This is a genomic window from Paramuribaculum intestinale (assembly GCF_030759015.1).
Lineage (GTDB): Bacteria > Bacteroidota > Bacteroidia > Bacteroidales > Muribaculaceae > Paramuribaculum > Paramuribaculum intestinale.
Window position 1 is genome coordinate 2,846,610 of the sequence record NZ_CP098825.1, and the last position, 19,752, is coordinate 2,866,361.

The 19,752-nt window shown below is 54.3% G+C and carries 13 protein-coding genes, 1 tRNA gene and 3 rRNA genes; 7 read left to right on the forward strand and 10 right to left on the reverse strand.

The annotated features are described in order from the left end of the window. Positions 1–293: 293 nt before the first annotated feature. Positions 294–1,830: ribosomal RNA gene (locus NF347_RS12825) — 16S ribosomal RNA — on the forward strand. 154 nt (positions 1,831–1,984) lie between these two features. Here the strand turns inward: NF347_RS12825 and NF347_RS12830 are convergent. Continuing rightward, entirely contained in the window at positions 1,985–2,137 is a 153-nt protein-coding gene (locus NF347_RS12830; protein WP_306254287.1) for a hypothetical protein, read from the reverse strand. 7 nt (positions 2,138–2,144) lie between these two features. Here NF347_RS12830 and NF347_RS12835 point away from each other — a divergent pair. From NF347_RS12835 to rrf, 3 genes are all read left to right on the forward strand, one after another. Next, a tRNA-Ala gene (locus tag NF347_RS12835) sits at positions 2,145–2,218 on the forward strand. A 166-nt stretch (positions 2,219–2,384) separates the two neighbouring features. Further along, positions 2,385–5,287, forward strand: a 23S ribosomal RNA gene (locus NF347_RS12840). A 178-nt stretch (positions 5,288–5,465) separates the two neighbouring features. Next, positions 5,466–5,574 (forward strand): 5S ribosomal RNA (rrf, locus tag NF347_RS12845). The 16S, 23S and 5S rRNA genes sit together here with 1 tRNA gene alongside, the layout of an rRNA operon. 451 nt (positions 5,575–6,025) lie before the next feature. On the opposite strand, the gene NF347_RS12850 is transcribed toward rrf, so the two are convergent. The 3 genes from NF347_RS12850 to NF347_RS12860 all read right to left on the reverse strand — a co-directional run bounded on the left by NF347_RS12850 (position 6,026) and on the right by NF347_RS12860 (position 8,569). Next, positions 6,026–7,267: a M16 family metallopeptidase gene (locus NF347_RS12850; RefSeq protein ID WP_123541631.1), complete on the reverse strand. Its 1,242-nt coding sequence runs from the start codon at positions 7,265–7,267 to the stop codon at positions 6,026–6,028. Then, positions 7,264–8,112: a peptidylprolyl isomerase gene (locus NF347_RS12855; protein WP_371131578.1), complete on the reverse strand. Its 849-nt coding sequence runs from the start codon at positions 8,110–8,112 to the stop codon at positions 7,264–7,266. The genes NF347_RS12850 and NF347_RS12855 overlap by 4 nt, the downstream gene beginning before the upstream one ends. Before the next feature lie 79 nt (positions 8,113–8,191). Next, positions 8,192–8,569, reverse strand: coding sequence for a hypothetical protein (locus NF347_RS12860; protein WP_107036460.1), 378 nt, complete (start codon positions 8,567–8,569; stop codon positions 8,192–8,194). 254 nt (positions 8,570–8,823) lie between these two features. Between NF347_RS12860 and NF347_RS12865 the strand changes: the two genes are divergently transcribed. Beyond that, a complete protein-coding gene (locus tag NF347_RS12865) occupies positions 8,824–9,801 on the forward strand; it encodes a PhoH family protein (protein ID WP_107036459.1) in 978 nt (325 codons plus the stop codon). Positions 9,802–9,814: 13 nt separating this feature from the next. On the opposite strand, the gene NF347_RS12870 is transcribed toward NF347_RS12865, so the two are convergent. After that, a complete protein-coding gene (locus NF347_RS12870; protein ID WP_107036458.1) occupies positions 9,815–11,533 on the reverse strand; it encodes an ArnT family glycosyltransferase in 1,719 nt (572 codons plus the stop codon). Positions 11,534–11,583: 50 nt separating this feature from the next. Here NF347_RS12870 and NF347_RS12875 point away from each other — a divergent pair, with 50 nt between their 5' ends. Together NF347_RS12875 and dgt are read left to right on the forward strand one after the other, a co-directional pair. After that, the gene (locus NF347_RS12875) at positions 11,584–12,561 is read left to right on the forward strand and encodes a diacylglycerol/lipid kinase family protein (RefSeq protein WP_161553834.1); all 978 of its coding nucleotides are present in this window, start codon (positions 11,584–11,586) and stop codon (positions 12,559–12,561) included. Positions 12,562–12,580: 19 nt separating this feature from the next. Next, positions 12,581–13,918, forward strand: coding sequence for a dGTP triphosphohydrolase (dgt, locus tag NF347_RS12880; RefSeq protein WP_107036466.1), 1,338 nt, complete (start codon positions 12,581–12,583; stop codon positions 13,916–13,918). 29 nt (positions 13,919–13,947) lie between these two features. On the opposite strand, the gene NF347_RS12885 is transcribed toward dgt, so the two are convergent. From NF347_RS12885 to NF347_RS12905, 5 genes are all read right to left on the reverse strand, one after another. Beyond that, positions 13,948–15,105, reverse strand: coding sequence for an MFS transporter (locus NF347_RS12885; protein WP_107036456.1), 1,158 nt, complete (start codon positions 15,103–15,105; stop codon positions 13,948–13,950). A 477-nt stretch (positions 15,106–15,582) separates the two neighbouring features. Beyond that, the gene (locus tag NF347_RS12890) at positions 15,583–17,274 is read right to left on the reverse strand and encodes an RNA-binding domain-containing protein (RefSeq protein WP_107681616.1); all 1,692 of its coding nucleotides are present in this window, start codon (positions 17,272–17,274) and stop codon (positions 15,583–15,585) included. Between the two features lie 69 nt (positions 17,275–17,343). Beyond that, a complete protein-coding gene (locus NF347_RS12895) occupies positions 17,344–17,547 on the reverse strand; it encodes an ATP-binding protein (RefSeq protein WP_237613037.1) in 204 nt (67 codons plus the stop codon). Between the two features lie 15 nt (positions 17,548–17,562). After that, positions 17,563–18,543: a Fic family protein gene (locus NF347_RS12900; RefSeq protein WP_107681617.1), complete on the reverse strand. Its 981-nt coding sequence runs from the start codon at positions 18,541–18,543 to the stop codon at positions 17,563–17,565. A gap of 198 nt (positions 18,544–18,741) precedes the next feature. Next, on the reverse strand, positions 18,742–19,746 hold the full coding sequence (locus NF347_RS12905; protein WP_306254288.1) for an AbiH family protein: 1,005 nt from the start codon (positions 19,744–19,746) through the stop codon (positions 18,742–18,744). Between the last annotated feature and the right edge of the window lie 6 nt (positions 19,747–19,752).

The window sequence follows — 19,752 nt, forward strand, 5'->3', positions numbered from 1 at the left end:
AAAGAGAACATTGAGAAGATTTACAATAGACAAGAAGCAGTAGTACAAGAGTCATGTCTGTTCGATGTCCGCTTAGGCGGTGTCGTCAGGCGAAAATGAAACTCTGTTCAATTCCTTTGCCGGGCTGAGATGTCCGGCTGAAGACTACGATGACTACGGATTCGTTCTGGTCGTGGAGAGTGCTCGCCGAGTGATTGTCGGTTTGTTTCTGTCGGGTGCGACGGTCGGTCTGTTTCCTTTCGGGGATTCATGACGGTCAATCAGCACAAGAAAAAAAAGAACAAAAGATAACAACAGCGGAGAGTTTGATCCTGGCTCAGGATGAACGCTAGCGACAGGCTTAACACATGCAAGTCGAGGGGCAGCGGTGGTGAAGGCTTGCCTTCACCAGCCGGCGACCGGCGCACGGGTGAGTAACACGTATGCAACCTGCCTGCCACAGCCGGATAATCGGGAGAAATCCCGTCTAATACGGCATAATGCATCGACGGGACATCCTGTTGGTGCCAAAGGTTAATTCCGGTGGCGGATGGGCATGCGTCGCATTAGTTAGTTGGCGGTGTAACGGACCACCAAGACGACGATGCGTAGGGGTTCTGAGAGGAAGGTCCCCCACACTGGTACTGAGACACGGACCAGACTCCTACGGGAGGCAGCAGTGAGGAATATTGGTCAATGGGCGGGAGCCTGAACCAGCCAAGTCGCGTGAGGGATGACGGCCCTATGGGTTGTAAACCTCTTTTGCCGGGGAGCAAAGTGCCGCACGTGTGCGGTTTGGAGAGTACCCGGAGAAAAAGCATCGGCTAACTCCGTGCCAGCAGCCGCGGTAATACGGAGGATGCGAGCGTTATCCGGATTTATTGGGTTTAAAGGGTGCGTAGGCGGACGCTTAAGTCAGCGGTAAAATTGCGGGGCTCAACCTCGTCGAGCCGTTGAAACTGGGTGCCTTGAGTGGGCGAGAAGTACGCGGAATGCGTGGTGTAGCGGTGAAATGCATAGATATCACGCAGAACTCCGATTGCGAAGGCAGCGTACCGGCGCCCAACTGACGCTGAAGCACGAAGGCGTGGGTATCGAACAGGATTAGATACCCTGGTAGTCCACGCAGTAAACGATGAATGCTAGTTGTCCGGGGCGATTGAGTTCTGGGTGACACAGCGAAAGCGTTAAGCATTCCACCTGGGGAGTACGCCGGCAACGGTGAAACTCAAAGGAATTGACGGGGGCCCGCACAAGCGGAGGAACATGTGGTTTAATTCGATGATACGCGAGGAACCTTACCCGGGCTCAAACGCAGGAGGGATGTTTTTGAAAGGAGGCAGCCAGCAATGGTCTCCTGCGAGGTGCTGCATGGTTGTCGTCAGCTCGTGCCGTGAGGTGTCGGCTTAAGTGCCATAACGAGCGCAACCCCTACCTACAGTTGCCATCGCGTGATGGCGGGCACTCTGTGGGGACTGCCTGCGCAAGCAGTGAGGAAGGCGGGGATGACGTCAAATCAGCACGGCCCTTACGTCCGGGGCGACACACGTGTTACAATGGCAGGTACAGCGGGAAGCCACCCGGCGACGGGGCGCGGAACCCGAAAACCTGTCTCAGTTCGGATTGGAGTCTGCAACCCGACTCCATGAAGCTGGATTCGCTAGTAATCGCGCATCAGCCACGGCGCGGTGAATACGTTCCCGGGCCTTGTACACACCGCCCGTCAAGCCATGGAAGCCGGGGGTGCCTGAAGTGCGTGACCGCAAGGAGCGCCCTAGGGTAAAACCGGTGACTGGGGCTAAGTCGTAACAAGGTAGCCGTACCGGAAGGTGCGGCTGGAACACCTCCTTTCTGGAGACGTCATGATGTCCGGTAGCTCCGGGCAGTCGGACGGCAGTCTGTTCCCGATCACAGACCGTTACAACGGCATATAGCCCTCCATACAGAATGATTCTGCCGATTAGGTTCGGCGTCGGAGTCGAGAGAATGGAAGATGACGGAGTTTTCACTGATACGCCTCAGGATATGAAAGGCGTGCTGCTGCTTCGGGCTCTATTGACCTACAACGGCTTGAAATGGCGTATTCCGGTTTTTCGCTGGGATGACAGGTGTCGGCGGCGGTTATATCGCCGGTGGCGACAGCGAAACGCCCGTTCAACCGTCACGGGGGATTAGCTCAGCTGGCTAGAGCATCTGCTTTGCAAGCAGAGGGTCAACGGTTCGAATCCGTTATTCTCCACCGTAAACAAAGAGAACATTGACATACTGGAAGCGAAAGTCATTGATGACGCAAGTCAGAGATGGCAAGCAATTGACAATAGAAACGAGTGAAATCATCGGGCGAATGTGCTTTTTGAGCACATCGAACGACGGATATCTGACGTAGAGTCAAAAGGCGAAGTAAAAGGAAAGGAGAGAAGGGCACATGAAGGATGCCTTGGCTCTCGGAGGCGACGAAGGACGTGACAAGCTGCGATAAGCTGCGGTTGGAGGCAAATACTCATCAAGCCGCAGATCTCCGAATGGGGCAACCCGGCGCGCGAAGAGTGCGTCACCGGTCTGTGACCGGAGCGAACCCGGGGAACTGAAACATCTCAGTACCCGGAGGAAGAGAAAACAATAGTGATTGCGCAAGTAGTGGCGAGCGAACGCGCAATAGCCCAAACCGCCGGCGTGGCGACGCGTCTGGCGGGGTTGTAGGACCGCCGGTAAAGTGATGGAATACGGTTAGCCGAACACGCTGGAAAGCGTGGCCATAGCGGGTGACAGCCCCTTAGGCGAAAACTGTGATTCCGGGCGAGGCGGCACCTGAGTAGCGCGGGACACGAGAAATCCTGTGTGAATCTGCGGGGCCCATCCCGTAAGGCTAAATACTACCGAGAGACCGATAGCGAACCAGTACCGTGAGGGAAAGGTGAAAAGAACCTCGAACAGAGGAGTGAAAAAGACCCTGAAATCATGTGCCTACAAGCGGTCGGAGCCACTACGTGTGGTGACGGCGTGCCTTTTGCATAATGAACCTACGAGTCACCCGCGCCGGCGAGGCTAAGGGCAGTGATGCCCGGAGCCGAAGCGAAAGCGAGTCGGAACACGGCGCCGTTAGTCGGCGCGGGTGGACGCGAAACCAAGTGATCTACCCTTGGGCAGGCTGAAGACGGGGTAACACCCGTTGGAGGGCCGAACCGGTAAGCGTTGAAAAGCTTTCGGATGACCTGAGGGTAGGAGTGAAAGGCCAATCAAACTTGGAGATAGCTCGTACTCCCCGAAATGCATTTAGGTGCAGCCTCGGGTGTTATACCGCGGAGGTAGAGCGACTGATAGGATGCGAGGGCTTCACCGCCTATCAAGTCCTGACAAACTCCGAATGCCGCGGCATGAATCCCGGGAGTGAGGGCGCGGGTGCTAAGGTCCGCGTCCGAGAGAGGAACAACTCAGACCATCGGCTAAGGCCCCCAAATGCGGGCTAAGTTGAAGACCATAACGAGGTGGGATTGCAAGGACAGCTAGGATGTTGGCTTGGAAGCAGCCATTCATTTAAAGAGTGCGTAACAGCTCACTAGTCGAGTGATCCCGCATGGATAATACGCGGGCATAAGCCGGCTGCCGAAGCCATGGAACGGTGGGCTGGACCCACAGTTGGTAGGGGAGCATTCCGTAGCCCTGTGAAGGTGTGGCGCGAGCCATGCTGGAGGGATCGGAAAAGCAAATGTAGGTATAAGTAACGATAAGGAGGGCGCGAAACCCTCCCGCCGAAAGACCAAGGGTTCCTGATCAACGCTAATCGGATCAGGGTAAGTCGGGGCCTAAGGAGCAGCCGCAAGGCGGATCCGATGGACAAACGGTAAAAATTCCGTTACCCCTGTTGCGAGCGATGTGGTGACGGAGGAGTGGAAATCCCGCGCACTGACGGAATAGTGCGTTAAACCGTGTAGCTTTATGTTCTCCAGGCAAATCCGGAGGACTTGTGAATCGGGACAGTACCGCGAGCCCCCGGGCGAGCGGAGAGCGGATGGAAACATACTCCCAAGAAAACCCGCTAAGCATATCGTAACAGGGCCCGTACCGCAAACCGACACAGGTGGTCGGGTAGAAGATACCGAGGCGCTCGAGTGATTCACGGTTAAGGAACTAGGCAAATTGACCCCGTAACTTCGGGATAAGGGGTCCCTCCTGTATGGGAGGGCGCAGAGAATAGGTCCAGGCAACTGTTTAACAAAAACACAGGGCTGTGCGAAGTTTAATGATGAAGCATACAGCCTGACACCTGCCCGGTGCCGGAAGGTTAAGAGGAGAGGTCATCGCAAGAGAAGCCTTGAATTGAAGCCCCGGTAAACGGCGGCCGTAACTATAACGGTCCTAAGGTAGCGAAATTCCTTGTCGGGTAAGTTCCGACCTGCACGAATGGTGTAATGATCTGGACACTGTCTCAACCGTGAGCTCGGTGAAATTGTAGTATCGGTGAAGATGCCGATTACCCGCAACGGGACGGAAAGACCCCGTGAACCTTTACTGCAGCTTAGCATTGGGACCGGGTGCGCGATGTGTAGGATAGTCAGGAGGCTGTGAGACGGTGACGCCAGTCATCGTGGAGCCGTTGTTGAAATACTGACCTTTGCGCATTTGGTTTCTAACTCGCGATGCGAGGACATTGCTTGGTGGGTAGTTTGACTGGGGTGGTCGCCTCCAAAAGCGTAACGGAGGCTTCTAAAGGTGCGCTCAGGCCGATTGGTAACCGGCCGCAGAGTGTAATGGCACAAGCGCGCTTGACTGGGAGACCGACAAGTCGATCAGGTAGGAAACTAGAGCATAGTGATCCGGTGGTTCCGTATGGAAGGGCCATCGCTCAAAGGATAAAAGGTACTCCGGGGATAACAGGCTGATCCCTCCCAAGAGCTCATATCGACGGAGTGGTTTGGCACCTCGATGTCGGCTCGTCACATCCCGGGGCTGGAGAAGGTCCCAAGGGTTAGGCTGTTCGCCTATTAAAGTGGCACGCGAGCTGGGTTCAGAACGTCGTGAGACAGTTCGGTCCCTATCTGTTGTGGGCGCAGGAAATTTGCGAGGACCCGACACTAGTACGAGAGGACCGTGTTGGACAGACCTCCGGTGTGCCGGTTGTTCCGCCAGGAGCACCGCCGGGTAGCCGCGTCTGGCAAGGATAAGTGCTGAAAGCATCTAAGCACGAAGCCCCCCTCAAGATAAGATTTCCACACAAGGGTCGTCAGAGACGATGACGTCGATAGGTCGCAGGTGCAGGGACGGTGACGTCCACAGCCGAGCGATACTAATCACCCGAACCCTTTCCGCAGCCTCCGCCTCTCTTCTAGTGAGAGTGGCGGAGGAGAAAGAAACAAATCCGCAGCTGCCGCAGACCCGGCCTGAAGCTCTCCGCCTTGAGCGCAGGCGCTATAAAGGTCACAGCAGCGAATACCGGATGACTCACTCCCTTTCCGGAGTCAGTTGCGATCGCTTCCAGTTAACGATATTCAGGTGGTGTTAGCGTGAGGGTTCCACCTCTTCCCATTCCGAACAGAGAAGTTAAACCTCACTACGCCGATGATACTGCGAAAGCGGGAAAGTAGGTAACCGCCCCCTTTTTGATAAGCTGCCTCCATGGTCACTGTGACCATGGAGGCAGTTTTGTTTTTTTAAGCAGGAATGCTCGCAGACCACCCCAGCCGCAGAGGAGAGAGGAGTAATCAAGAGTGATCGGGTTAATCGGAATTATCGGCGGGAATGATGGATCGGCGGCTTGGAGGAGTGGCGGGAGCGCTATGTGCCGGTCGTTGGCCCGGGCTTGCGCGGGCGGCTGATCTCGCATGCTCCGCAGCTCGGCCGGATTGGGGTGGCGCTCTCCTGCCCCCGGTCTACGCGGCACGCTCCCACCGCCCCGCTGACGCGCGGCAGTGGGTGTCATGCCGCTCCGAACCGGGGATACTGTCTGCCCGCACGCTCCGCGGCTCCGATAGCGCCAACCCATCCGGAAGAGGAGGAGGGAGGGCACAATAATCGGAATTATCGGATGGAGTGGGGGAGTTTGGGGGGATCAGAGGGTGGGACGGTAGAGGAGAGTGGCGGAGCGGTCGGGGCGGAGGAGGGCGCGGGCTGTGGCGTTGACGTGGTCGACGGTAAGGGCGCGGTAGCGGGCTGTGACGGAATTGATGTCGTAGCCCTGCATGGCGGCTTTGGCGAGTGCCTGTGCTTTGGCGAGAATGCCTGCCTTGGAGTATCTGAAGCGGCTTTCGAATCGGTTGACGGCGCGCTGAAGTTCATGGGGGGTAATGCCGTCGTCGGTGAGTCTGGACAGCTGCTGCAGGAGTGTCTGCTCGGCCTGCTCTTCGGGGTTGTCTATGCCCGGGGCTATGAGTCCGTTGACCATGATGTAGCCCGGCTGGTCGCTGCCGAGGATTGATGCGTCGGCTTCGGTGAATACGTTGCCTTGGGCTATGAGGCTCTGGTGGAAGCGCGATGCGCGTCCGGCGGCGAGTATATCGGTGATTATGTCGGCGGCTTCGTAGCCTTCGCATCCGTGAGCCATCATGGGGTAGGCGATGGTGATGGATGTCTGCGGCTCGTTGGCGCCATTGACCGTGAGACGGCGTGGCGCCCGGGGGAGCGGTTCGGCGGGCAGTATGCGCCGCGGGACATTGCCGCGCGGTATGTTGCCGAACCATTTGTCGGCAAGCTCTACGACGCGCTCAAACGCTATGTTTCCGGCTACCGAGAGCACTGCCCGATCGGGTGTGTAATTTGCGTGGAAAAAGGTTCTGACGCGGTCGAGCGTCAGGGATGCTATGTGGTCGGGTGTGAGCCCGATCGTCGGCCATCTGTAGGGGTGCACTTGATAGAGCAGTGCGCGCAGGCTGTGGCCGAGTGTGGCGTATGGTCGGTTGAGGCATGTCTGCTTGAACTCCTCGATCACCACCTGACGCTGCACGTCGAATGTCTCGGACGTGAACGAGGGCTGTAGCATCCGGTCGCTCTCGAGCCAGAAGATTGTCTCGATATTTTCGGCCGGGACTACAGAGTAGAAGCTTGTGAAGTCGTTGCTTGTCCATGCGTTGTTCCATCCGCATGCGCGTTCGGTGTGGCGGTCGAAGTCGGGCACGTTGGCCGATCCGCCGAACATCATGTGTTCGAGCAGATGCGCTATGCCTGTGTGCCCGGGGTCTTCGTCGCGCGCTCCTACGCCGTAGAGCAGGTCGACGGCTACCATGGGGGTGTAGCTGTCGGCGTGGTGCACGATCCGCAGACCGTTGTCGAGCGTAGCCGAAGATGACCGGATCATCGTCGTTGAGGCTCGACAATCTCCATCGATGTGATGCGGATGTCGTCGACAGGGCGGTCGTTGGCGTCGGTTTCGGCTTTCTGTATGCGGTCCACAACGTCCATTCCGCTGATCACTTCGCCGAACACGGTGTAGGCTCCGTCGAGATGCGGCGTGCCGCCTTCGGTGCGGTATGCTTCACGCTGCCGGGGTGTAAGGGTATCGGGTGCGAGCGTAGCTGCTTCGGCCTCGGTGCGTTCGATGAGTTTTTCCTGAAGAGTCTGGAGTCCGGCCTGATCGCGTGCCCGGCGCATGGCCATGATGGTGTCGCGCTGTTCGGCAACGAGCCGGTCGAATATGGCTTTCTGCTGCATCATTGCGCGCTGGCGGTCCAGATGGTCGAGCTGTGCGTCATTGTAGGTCTTGCCGGTAACGATATAGAATTGCGATCCGCTCGATTTTTTCTCGGGGTTGACCTGATCGCCCTGACGTGCGGCCGCGAGTGCTCCGCGCTTGTGGAAATGGCGCGGATAGACAAATTCGGCGTCGAGCTGATAGTCGGGGTCGCCCGATCCGAGCATAGCTCCCTTGGGTGCGTTTTTCGAGTCGGGGTCGCCGGTCTGTATCATGAAGTCGTTGATCACGCGGTGGAAGAGCACCCCGTCGTAGAATCCTTCGGATGCGAGGCGGATGAAGTTGTCGCGGTGGCGCGGCGTGTCGCCGTAGAGGCGCACGCGGATGTCTCCGGCGGTGGTGTGTATGTCGACGATAGCGTCGTCAGCTCTGTTTTCGGCCGTGGTGTCGTGGTGTTGTGTCATTGTAATTGAATTTTGGATATGAGGGATGTCCGTCGCTCCGCATGTCATGGCTGTGGCCATGGCTACGGCAACGAGAAGAGAGGGCAAGAATCGTTTCCGCATCATTGGTGAACGTTTTGTGGATAGATTAAATGGCCGATGCGGGGAAGAGCCGCTTGTAGATGCGACGGAAGTTGTTGTCGGAGGCCGAAAGCTCTTCGGCGCGCTGCGCGTAGTCGTCGCCCCAGATGCTCTGGAGCAGATCGCCGATGTAGCGGCGCTCGCGGTCTTTGTCGATGGCGGCGGCTATCAGTGCATCGATCTGCGGGGCGTATTTCTCGCGGCCTATTGCGGCGAGATAGCGTGCGGCGCTGACGGTGAACTGGCCGTTGGGGTCGACTTTGATCATATTGTCGACGAGCTGGCCGATGATGTCGTCGCATTCGCCGATATGGTTGGCGATATATTCGTATGTAAGCAGGCCGTCGGTGTCTTTGGCGAGCCGTTTTTTCAGTTCTTCGTCCATAATTCTATATGTTTCGCCACAAATATAACACTTTTCGCGGAAACCGCCCCAAATTGCCGACAATTATTTTCGGAATGCTGAGCGGATGGATGGAGCGTGTATGGATCGGAGATGTAACCTCATCATAGGCGCGGGTGCGTGCGCGGGGATAATCGCCACGGACTTTGACAGTGTAAAAAACAAATGTTAACTTTGTGGCATTTTATAAGAGGAGTATGTTTGAATTTAACACGAGATAGAGAAAAACTGCATAAATGATAGAGCGAATAGTCATTATCGACCGGGTGGATCCGGTGAGTTTCTACGGTGTCAACAACTGCAACATGCAGTTGGTGCGCAATCTGTTTCCGAAGTTGCGCATGGCCGCGCGCGGCACGGTAATAAAGGTCATAGGCGACGATGATGAAACAGCCGAGTTCGAGCGCAAGATCCATGAACTTGAGGACTACTGTCTGAAATACAACAAGCTGACCGAGGATGTGATCATCGACATAGTGCGCGGCGAGAAGCCCCGCGACGTGAAGTCGGACGGAGTGATCATATTCGGCGTCAACGGCAAGCCGATCTCGGCACGCACTCCCAACCAGCAGCGTCTGGTCGACGCGTTCAGAAGCAACGATCTGACATTCGCCATGGGGCCGGCCGGTACCGGCAAGACCTATATAGCGATAGTTCTTGCCGTCAAGGCGCTGAAAAACAAGGAGGCCCGGAGGATAATACTGTCGCGTCCGGCTGTGGAGGCCGGTGAGAAACTCGGTTTTCTGCCCGGCGACATGAAGGACAAAATCGATCCGTATCTGCAGCCGCTCTACGATGCGCTGGAGGATATGATACCGGCCGTGAAGCTCAAGGAATATATGGAGACCGGGGTGATACAGATAGCTCCGCTGGCATTCATGCGCGGCCGTACGCTCAACGATGCCATAATAGTGCTCGACGAGGCTCAGAACACTACCACCCACCAGATAAAGATGTTCCTGACGCGCCTGGGCATGAATGCCAAGATGATAGTGACCGGCGACGCCACGCAGATCGACCTTCCGCGTTCCACGCAGTCGGGGCTTGTGCAGGCTCTGAAGATACTCCGCGGAGTGGAGGGGATAGGACGTGTGGAGTTCAGCAAAAAGGATATAGTGCGCCACGCGCTGGTGCAGCGGATAGTGGAGGCCTATGAGCGCTTTGACTCGGCTTCGGCCGAAAGCAGTGCGGCAGGTGCGCCGGCATCAGAGTGAAAGCGTGTCGCTGTCATAAGGTCGCAGCCTGACGCCGTGCAAACCTCATCAGGTGGGGCTGACGGCGCGTGTCGCAGCTGCGTCGGTGCCATGGTGTGACTTCGGTGAGGGTGTATGCGTCGCCGTAGGCTTCGCGCCATGCCTCGATGTCGGGTTCGTCGATGATGATCCATCCGTTGGTGGGCATCTCCCGCGCGAAGAGCCGCATGCGGTCGCCGATGTAGAAATTGACAGTATAGTATCTTATCAGCGGGTCGGTATGAAATTCGTAGACCGGTCCGTCGGGCGCTGTCGCGCATACGGCTTCGGCCAGCGGCTTGTCGCTCTTGGCCGAAAGCACCGGCGGCAGTATGGCTGACGAAAGCGACAGCAGAATAGCCGTCACGGTAGCGATCATTGCCGCCGGCAGCCGCCGCGGAGCGCCGCGCCGGAGCTCGCTCCATCCCCATAGGCCTGTGACAAGGCAGAGCGGGAGCGCCCACACCCCGTTGATGCTCAGGGCGGCCGAGGCGATGGCCGAGAACTGGATGGAGGCGGAGGGCGACATGGATGCGGCGACGCTTCCCGGGAGCATAGCCGAGATCCATACGGCTGCCGGCAGAAGTATGGCCAGAGATGACACCGTGGCGACGAACCATCGCATCGGAGCCTCGCGGCGCATCCGCTCTACCAGAAGCATCATCAGATAGCCAATAAACGGATATGCCGGCAGCAGGTAGACGCTGCGCTTGCTCTTGGGGATGCAGAAGAATATCACTATGACCGCAGCCGCCACGGCGCTGTAGAGCGTCAGCGGAGGGAGAGCGCGTAGCCGGGTCAGAAGCGTTGACGGCGAGAAAGATCCTAGAGACGGGCGACGCCAGCTGACGGCTGTCAGCGCCATCAGGGCGAGCAGTGTGTAGGGCACCCAGCCCCAGAGAATGGTCAGCAGCGGATACCAGAACGGCTGCACATGGCTGTCGTAGGACATGGTGCCGGTCATGCGGCCGAAATTCTCTTCCATGGCCAGGCGCAGGAATTCATCGCCTCCCGACCGCCACGCCGCCACGTACCAAAGCGCCGGAACGACGAGCGCCAGCAGTCCGGTCAGCGCCAGACTTCTGAACAATGGCCAGAAAGGCCGTCGGGCAACAAGGCCGGCCACTCCCGCCACGAGGCACGGCAGCAACATTCCTACGGGGCCTTTGGTAAGCACGGCGCATGTCATCAGCGCCACGGCGCCCCACGGGATGCGGCGCATCGGTCCGTCGATATAGCGGTTCAGAGCCATCGTGGCTGACGCCATAAAAAAGGTGAGCACCATGTCGACACGGCACGCCGACGCGGCACGCCACACCTCGAAGCATGTGACGGTGAGAATGGCGGTGACAGCCGATGCCGCGGCCGACGCTCCTCCCCGGCGTGCCCACCGCTGTGTGGCGACGGCAAGGGCTATCGCGGCCAGAGCCGACGGCAGTCGTGAGGTGTATTCGCTCACTCCTCCGGCCAGCCACGACAGCAACGCTATGCACCATGCCAGAAATGGCGGCTTGTAGGGGATGTCGCCGCCGAACGACACCGGCAGCACCCAGTCGCCGCTCTGAAGCATCGATACGGCCACAATGGCTTCGCGCGGCTCACCTTTGGTGTTGAACAGAGGCAGCCCGAGCCATGGCAGAAACATCAGTGAGGCCAGCAGGCCGACAAGCAGCGCCGGGTGGCGGCGCAGATATAGCGTGAGTGACTTAATCATGCGGCAAATTTAGTGATATTTGGCGACAAATGCCTAACTTTGCACGCTGTATGAACAAGAAAAGATGTCTGCTCATAATCAACCCTATCTCCGGCACGGGCAACAAGCGCGGCCTGGACGCTCTTGTGGCCTCGCGTCTGGCCGATAACGGTCTGACAGTAGAAACGGCCTGGACCACAGCCCACGGCGACGCCACCCGTCTGGCGCGCCGCGCCGCCGAGGAGGGTTTTGACTCCGTCATAGCCGCCGGCGGCGACGGTACGATCAACGAGGCCGCTTCGGCGCTTTGCGGCTCGCGGGTGAAGCTGGGAATCATTCCCTGCGGATCGGGTAATGGTTTGGCCCGTCATCTCGACATACCGGTGGACATACGCGCGTCGCTCGAAATCATAGGCCGCGACTGCCCGGTGGCGTGCGATTACGGTTCGGTCAACGGTCAGTCGTTTTTCTGCACGTTCGGCGTGGGTTTCGACGCCGCGGTCAGCGACGCTTTCGCCCGTGGCAAGCACCGCGGCCTGGTGAGCTATGTCAACAACACGATACGGCAGTTTGTCAACTACAACGCCGATGAATACACTATCCGCGCCAACGGACAGATAATCACCGAACAGGCGTTTCTTGTGGCGGTGTGCAATGCCTCGCAGTATGGCAACAACGCCTATATAGCCCCGCGTGCCACCATGACCGACGGATTGCTCGACATAACCATAATACATGCCGGCAACCCGCTGTCGACGATGCTCGTGGGGGTGGATATGCTTACGGGCTACACCTACCGCAACGCTCTGGTCGACACTATACGGGTGTCGTCGGCCACCATAGAGCGGAAACATCCCGGGCCTGCGCATATCGACGGCGAGCCTGTGGCGCTCGGCGAAACCCTCGAAGTGCGCTGCCATCCCGGACAGCTATGGCTCTATACCAATCCCGACGAACGACCGTTCAGGCCGATAATCACCCCGATAGCCTCGATGATACGCGAGGCGCGCTATTCGATCAACCGTATATTCCACCCCAGCCTGCGCTGAAATACCGACTACGATGAAAATGGACTGGAACCGCCTGATATGCGACAAGCGCTTCGGGCTTGAAGACTATCACGATCCGCGCCGCGGAGTGCGCAGCGACTTCCAGCGCGACTATGACAGGCTGGTGTTTTCGTCGCCATTCAGGCGTCTGCAGAACAAGACGCAGGTGTTTCCGCTTCCGGGCAGCATCTTCGTGCACAACCGACTGACGCATTCGATCGAAGTGGCCTGTGTGGGCCGCTCTCTCGCCACCGAGGCCGCCATCGTGCTCCGCGAGCGTCATGGCGCGCAGCCCTGGGCGGGCAAGATCGACGCTATCGGGGAGATCGTTGCCGCCGGATGTCTGGCTCATGACCTTGGCAATCCGCCGTTCGGCCATTCGGGCGAAAAGGCCATATCGACATTTTTCAGCGAGGGTGCCGGGCGTGAGCTTCAGTCGGAGCTGACTCCGGGACAGTGGGCCGATCTGACCCATTTCGAGGGCAACGCCAATGCTTTCCGTCTGCTCACCCACCGCTTCAAGGGGCGTCGTCCGGGGGGCTTCGCAATGACATATTCCACTCTGGCATCGATAGTTAAATATCCCTATGAATCGATGCTTGCCGGCAAAAAAAACAAATTCGGATTCTTCACTTCGGAGAGGGCCGACTTCAGCCGCGTGGCCGACGAGCTGGGGATGCTCCGCCGTCCGTCGGCCGACGGATCGCTGCGCTATGCGCGTCATCCGCTTGTATATCTTGTGGAGGCTGCCGATGATATATGCTATGAGGTGATGGATCTCGAGGACGCCCATAAACTCGGGCTTCTCGCCACCGGCGAAGTGACCGAACTGTTGCTGTCGTTTTTCGAGCCGGAGCGCCGGAGCCGTATCGTGGACAATATGGAGCGTGTGGATGACCCCAACGAGAAGATCGGTTATCTGCGGTCGAGCGTGATAGGGGTGCTTGTGAATGCCTGCGCACGCACGTTCACCGACAATGAGGAGGCGATACTCGCCGGTGACTTCGAGGGGTGTCTCGTGGAGCATATTCCTGAACGCGAACGCGATGGCTACCGGGCCTGCAACGCTCTGTCGTGGGACAAGATCTACAAGACCCCCGACGTGGTGGATCTGGAGCTGGCTGGAACGTCGATAATCACTTTTCTGATGGAAAAGCTGATCCATGCCGTGCGCTATCCCGAGCTGAACTATTCGCAGCTGTTGCTGTCGAAGGTGCCGCACCAGTATGAGGTGGACGCTCCTACGCTCTACGGCAAGGTGCAGGCGGTGGTGGACCATGTGTCGGGCATGACCGATGTCTATGCGCTCGATCTGTACCGACGTCTTAATGGAATGTCGCTGAAGATCAACAACTAATGTCTCTGCGTTGAGGTGTCTTGCAGGCGTCAGGCTCCCTCATGGCCGTAGCGGCGGTGGAGCAGCCAGAGGAAAGTGGTTCCTGCCAAAGCGAACGGCACTCCGACCAGCGCCGGGGAACTCAGACTCCATCCGGCTCCGATGGCGACTCCTCCGATCCATGCCGAAACGGCGTTGGACACGTTGAATGCGATCTGTATGCCCGCTCCTCCGAGCATTTCTCCCCCTTTGGCGAAACGCACTATGAGATATTGAAGCGGTCCGCCGATGCCGAACAGTCCGAAGGATGCCATGAAAGCCAGCAGGAGCGACGGTATCTTGAACGCGTCGAGCAGATATATCGCCGGCATGACAATGGCCATGGCGGCGGCAAGCAGCCCGCACACAACAGATACGCTGTGGCGGTCGGCAAGACGGCCCGCGACAGCATTTCCGGCCACCATGCCGAGTCCGACGATGACCATGACGTAGGTCATTGCCGCGCCTGAAAATCCGGTCACACGTGTCATTATAGGCTCGATGTAGCTCAGCCAGCAATAGACGCTCGCCTGGCCGAAAAAGACTCCGCCGTAGATGAGCCACGGAGCTGATGAGCGGAGGAAGGCGAACTGGCCTTTGATGCCGGTGTCGGGGAGTGGCTCTATCGACGGAAGCCAGCGGCAGAGGCATGCGAGCGCAAGCGCGGCCATGAAGGCCACTATGGCGAACGGATATCGCCATCCGGCGAGATTGGCGGCGAGCGTGGCCAGTGGCACTCCCGCCAGATTGGCTATCGTCATTCCGCCGATCATGACGGCTACGGCCGCCGCTCCGTGGCCTTTGGCGGCGAGGCGCGAACATACGATCGCTCCGGCGCCGAAATATGCGCCGTGGGGCAGTCCGGAGATGAGTCGTGAGCATAGAAGCATGGTGAAGTCGACCGATATAGCCGCGAGAAGATTGCCGAGAAGTATCATTGCGGCAAGGAGTATCATGAGCCGTCGCAGCGGCATGCGGTGGAGCAGTACGAGCGCCGGTGAACCGCAGGCCACTCCTGCCGAATATATCGAGATCAGGTGTCCGGCCTTGACGATCGACACGTCGACCCCGCGTGCCACGTCGCCGAGCACGCCCATCATGCCGAATTCGGCCACTCCGAGGGCAAACGTGCCCAGCGCAAGCGCTATAAGAGCTTTACGGTGATTCATACAGACAGTGTTACAAGCTGTGATATATGTGTGTATTGCTGTTTCGGATTTTTCGATGCAGTGTTGGCAACTATAGCCAGACTAAGGAGTTGCAGTTTAAATGGTTCAACCCTAATTTTGGTCAGTCATTGACTTGGCAGAACCGTCCAGTCTTGTTGTCCGAGGCTGTCGCAGCCTCCATTTATAGCCTCATCGGGCTTGCTTTCGAAGACATAATTAGCGATAATACTGCGAACTGACAAGAGTCATCCGACCGATTTTTAGGTCGGATGACATGAAGACGGTCGGATTAGAAGCCTTTTCGGTCGGATTACGACTACTGATACGACTAATACCTGAAGTAGTTGTGTTTTTAGTCGTGTCATAGCGCAAATAGTCGTCCTGAATATTCTATGTTGTTGATGTTCTACTCATTTTTGGAGTAGTACTGATTTCTCTACTCATTATTTGGTGGAAAGACAAAAACAATATCAATGCTCATGAGCCGAATAGCTTTAATCCGATGGTGGTCAACCGATATGCCTGTTTTGCACTTGTGGGCTTATCAGGATATAACATGCTGATATACCCTAAGCTGAGCATAGGATTAAGTAGTTTTCTCTTGAAATCCTTTGAGTCTCCGAAATCCAAGATTTTGATTAATGAACTTGCCGAGTATGAGTTCTCCTTAAGGAGACTAAGTATATTTATGACATATTCTGACATTTTTGAGATGTCTTCTTTCCTTTTGGACTTATTCCATACTTCTACAGTCATCTGTTCAAGTAACAGTCCAAGTTGCTCTTTATTAGTTATAATACTTTGTTTTATAGCTTCTTGGACTTGGACAGATGTTTGTCCAAGTGTTTGTCCAAGTCGGTTAGTCCAATTGTTATTTCCGCCAAAATCGTCTTCAGACAGTTTACTTGCGAAGCCATCTCTGCATGGGATTGTCATTAAGAAGTATGTGCGGTCATCATCTGTTTCGATAGTGGCCGGAGCAGATCCGTTGTCTTTAAGAGTTTTTTGTATGGTAGGTATGCCGGTGGCACGACCCTCAGTCAGATTAAGTTCCTTAAGAAAATCTCCAAGTCGCCGGTTTCGATATCTCCGCGCCTTAAGTTTCTTAGCCGCTTTTATAGCGTCGCTGCTTATGGAGCGGTCCGGCCCTGCGTAACTCAGAATGTCGACATGAGTTGGCTCAACGGTAATCTCAACCGGCTCACGCTCTTGATAGTCACGATGATAAAGCGCGTTTGAGATACATTCCTCAAATGCCTGATAGGGATAATTAAATGTCTTATCCGACTCCTCGCGATCAGATGGTTTGGCTATCTTTTTCTTTATGACATTAGTACGCAGGTATGACAAAGCATCCTTAATCATTTTGGGAACGGGGCCTGTAATCCTTGGTGCCTCAATCATTAAATCAGGATTCTCAATGCTTCCTTCCGGGAATATCACAATATCTACCTGGGTTACGGGGAAGAACTTTTCGGGGTGTTCGCAGAACATCATTGCCGCAACGTTCTTGATAAGGCGATTTTCCTGTGGTCCGGTCAATAGATCCATCTCGTCAAGGATCTCTATCAGCGAGCGGCTGATAAAGTTTTCCGCAAGTTTGCTTTTCACCGTCTTGAGATGCTCATATACAAGCATACCCGATATATCATCGATTTTTATTGCCTCGTTGCCTCTCTCATCGAATGGCACACGATTGGCAAGGGCTCTCACCTGATCAAGAATCTCTCCTTTGGCTTCAATGGTTGAGGATTTGCTGCGCACATAAAATTTGGGTGTTGACTTCTTTGCGACAACACTCTCCATAACCGAATATGGCCGATTAAGGCCGGATGGCACCCATATTACAAGAATTGGCTTCCCGTCAACGATTTCAGGAGATACCTTTGTCATGTATGCAGGCTCAATCTTTGCGTCATACCCGACCATATCCTTAAGAATATCATCAATCTCTTTTTCGTTCAGACCTTTTACCGGACGCTTGGCCACACCGTTTTCCTCCTCAACGCCGACGAGGATATAGCCGCCACCAGTATTCTCAAGATCCGTAGCGAAAGCACAGACAGTATGGTAGATTTTATCAGGATTCCACCCGGTCTTAAACTCGATGCGGTTGGATTCAACCTTACGCTTGTTGAGTAAATCTTCTATATTGATCGGTAGTGCCATATCAAAATATTCTTTTAATGCATAAACAACTTAGAAATCATCGTCCATCATAATATAATCGTTCTGTTCTTAATGTAGTTTCCTCTCGTCATGGCCAAAAATCAGCCATGCGAAATCAAGCCCACGAAGATTCGCCTCGTTGCTCAACGCCGAGAAATACTTGCCCAAGTCGTCGAAGTCAAAGCTGTTCTCCGCCTTCTTGAACTCCACGACCTCACTTTCTTTATGCGAAATCAGCGATTGAAATATGTCGATGAAATAATTCTCATTCATAATCAATAGTAAATTTCATTTGAGATTCACTTTCCAATAGCCAGATTTGTTGCTTCCGACGCGCTCCACAAGCCCTTTCCCTTTCAAGGCACTTATAATCTTTCTTACTGCACGGTCGGTAATCCCTATTTCTGAGGCAATTTCAGCTGCCGTTATATGCGGCGATTTCAGCAATAATTCAAGGATATGGGTCTCCGATTTATTAGGAACTTTGTGAGGAACTTTATTAGGAACTTTCTCTGTTGTTTTATGCTTTTCCAGTGTGTCACGGATTTCTGTCAGCATAAAATCAATGAACGGCCCCGATTGTCCGGCAGCAGTAGATGCGGCAATAGCATCGTAGTATCGTTGCTGATTGGAGAAAACCATATTCTCTACCGGCAGATGCTCAAAAACGGGATTCAGCCTGCCCAATATGAGCGATTGCCAAAGTCTCCCGGTGCGTCCGTTGCCATCGCTAAACGGATGTATGAACTCAAATTCGTAATGGAATACGCACGACCGAATCAGCAGATGGTCTTGGGAACTGTTTAGCCATTCAAACAGGTTTCCCATAAGCTGAGGCACCATCGACGCACTCGGAGCCATGTGTACCAAACCCTTTTCGCCGAAAACGCCAACGCCTGCGTTGCGGTATCGTCCGGCATCATCGGTCAACGCCTCCATCATAACTGAGTGAGCTTTCTTCAAGTCAGCCTCTTTGAACGGATTTAACGTGCCATAAAGTTCATACGCCTTTATGGCATTCCTCACCTCTTGAATCTGCCGAATCGGGGCGACGACATTCTTGCCGTTGATAATATCGGCTACTTCATCTTCTGACAGCGTATTGCCTTCAATTGCAAGAGAACTGTGGATGGTCTTGATGCGGTTCGCCTTGCGCAGACGCAATCCGTCTTCGTTTTCAAGCGCGATGGCATATCGTTCCAACAAAGCCGAAATCTCCGCAATGAGATTTATTGCCAATGGCGACACTATAAAAGGAGGCGTTTGCATATCTTTCTCTATTTAATTAATCGGGTGATTGAATTTATGCTAAATAATCGACGGTGAAACACACACAGATTCATTGGCAAGCCGAACCTCAATCTTCGTCTCGCCAACCAGCGTCTGAAATAATATTATCTGTCCGCTATCCATAATCGCCTTCTCCTTCTGTCTCTGTTTATGTACTCGTCAAACTCGCTCATAAACCTATAATCTAATGTCAAAAACTGTTGGGCGATTTACAACAAATATTTTCTCTGAAATCTTCTTCTTTTCTTCTTCCGTAAGTTTAGTAGATTGTAGAAAAGAGTTCTTCCATCGCCGTTTCATTCGATTTATTAATTGGGGGCGATAAAGAGGTACTTCATCGTCATAGGCATAAAATAGTAATCTGGCATCTTTTGTCAGAAGAGTCTGTGCTATTGCATCCCACCAGTAAGCATCAGTTCTTCCAAGAGATAAGCCATAGACACAAATAACATCAGCGTTCCTTATATTTTGTAGGGCACCATGATCAATACGATGCCCCTGCATTTTATTAAGCAAAGGTTTTATTAGATACTCCTGTACTTCGACTATTTCTCTCAACTCCGGATTCATTATTTGAGTCTTGTTATTCACACCAATCAATGGAACATCGCTTTTGCCATGTATATGAATGATTTGAGAAAGATTGATTTTATAGCTTGTGTGCAATGGCCATAAATCTAATCGAAGTGAATTATTCTGATAACTCAAAAGTTGTTCAATTGTGCTGGTGTAATTAAAAGATATTATTTTAACATCACAATCCTGACCTGTCCAATGTGCATAAAATTCCCTGAGAAGCTCTTGTTCTGCTTTACAAAAACAGTTCTCAGGATGAGCAAGACTCTTTTTTAGCTTTTCTATATTAAATTTTGAAATATCTAACTTTTCTTCCTCAATAGTTTGAATAAACTCCCTGAACCGATCATTGATATCATTATATGTCATTTCCAATTCTTCAAGTGAAGAAAAGTTAGTAGTGTATGCACCTAAAGCGATTTCCAGGTCTGACCAATATTTGTCATCAGTACTAAGGGTTTCCTTGAGATGCTCTTTTAACTTTTTTACATGTTCGTTATCTCCGGAAGAATCAAGAGCAAGATAATAGTCATAAAAATCTTTATATCGAGTTTTTAGCCCGATGTTAATGTCAAATCCGTTTCCAATTAAATAAACGATATTCATTATGGT

Excerpts from the sequence above, each read along its gene's own strand:
- NF347_RS12850 (WP_123541631.1), bottom strand. The coding sequence starts at position 7,267 with ATGATCCGGTCATCTTCGGCTACGCTCGACAACGGTCTGCGGATCGTG.
- NF347_RS12855 (WP_371131578.1), bottom strand. The coding sequence starts at position 8,112 with ATGACATGCGGAGCGACGGACATCCCTCATATCCAAAATTCAATTACA.
- NF347_RS12860 (WP_107036460.1), bottom strand. The coding sequence starts at position 8,569 with ATGGACGAAGAACTGAAAAAACGGCTCGCCAAAGACACCGACGGCCTG.
- NF347_RS12865 (WP_107036459.1), top strand. The coding sequence starts at position 8,824 with ATGATAGAGCGAATAGTCATTATCGACCGGGTGGATCCGGTGAGTTTC.
- NF347_RS12870 (WP_107036458.1), bottom strand. The coding sequence starts at position 11,533 with ATGATTAAGTCACTCACGCTATATCTGCGCCGCCACCCGGCGCTGCTT.
- NF347_RS12875 (WP_161553834.1), top strand. The coding sequence starts at position 11,584 with ATGAACAAGAAAAGATGTCTGCTCATAATCAACCCTATCTCCGGCACG.
- dgt (WP_107036466.1), top strand. The coding sequence starts at position 12,581 with ATGGACTGGAACCGCCTGATATGCGACAAGCGCTTCGGGCTTGAAGAC.
- NF347_RS12885 (WP_107036456.1), bottom strand. The coding sequence starts at position 15,105 with ATGAATCACCGTAAAGCTCTTATAGCGCTTGCGCTGGGCACGTTTGCC.
- NF347_RS12890 (WP_107681616.1), bottom strand. The coding sequence starts at position 17,274 with ATGGCACTACCGATCAATATAGAAGATTTACTCAACAAGCGTAAGGTT.
- NF347_RS12895 (WP_237613037.1), bottom strand. The coding sequence starts at position 17,547 with ATGAATGAGAATTATTTCATCGACATATTTCAATCGCTGATTTCGCAT.
- NF347_RS12900 (WP_107681617.1), bottom strand. The coding sequence starts at position 18,543 with ATGCAAACGCCTCCTTTTATAGTGTCGCCATTGGCAATAAATCTCATT.
- NF347_RS12905 (WP_306254288.1), bottom strand. The coding sequence starts at position 19,746 with ATGAATATCGTTTATTTAATTGGAAACGGATTTGACATTAACATCGGG.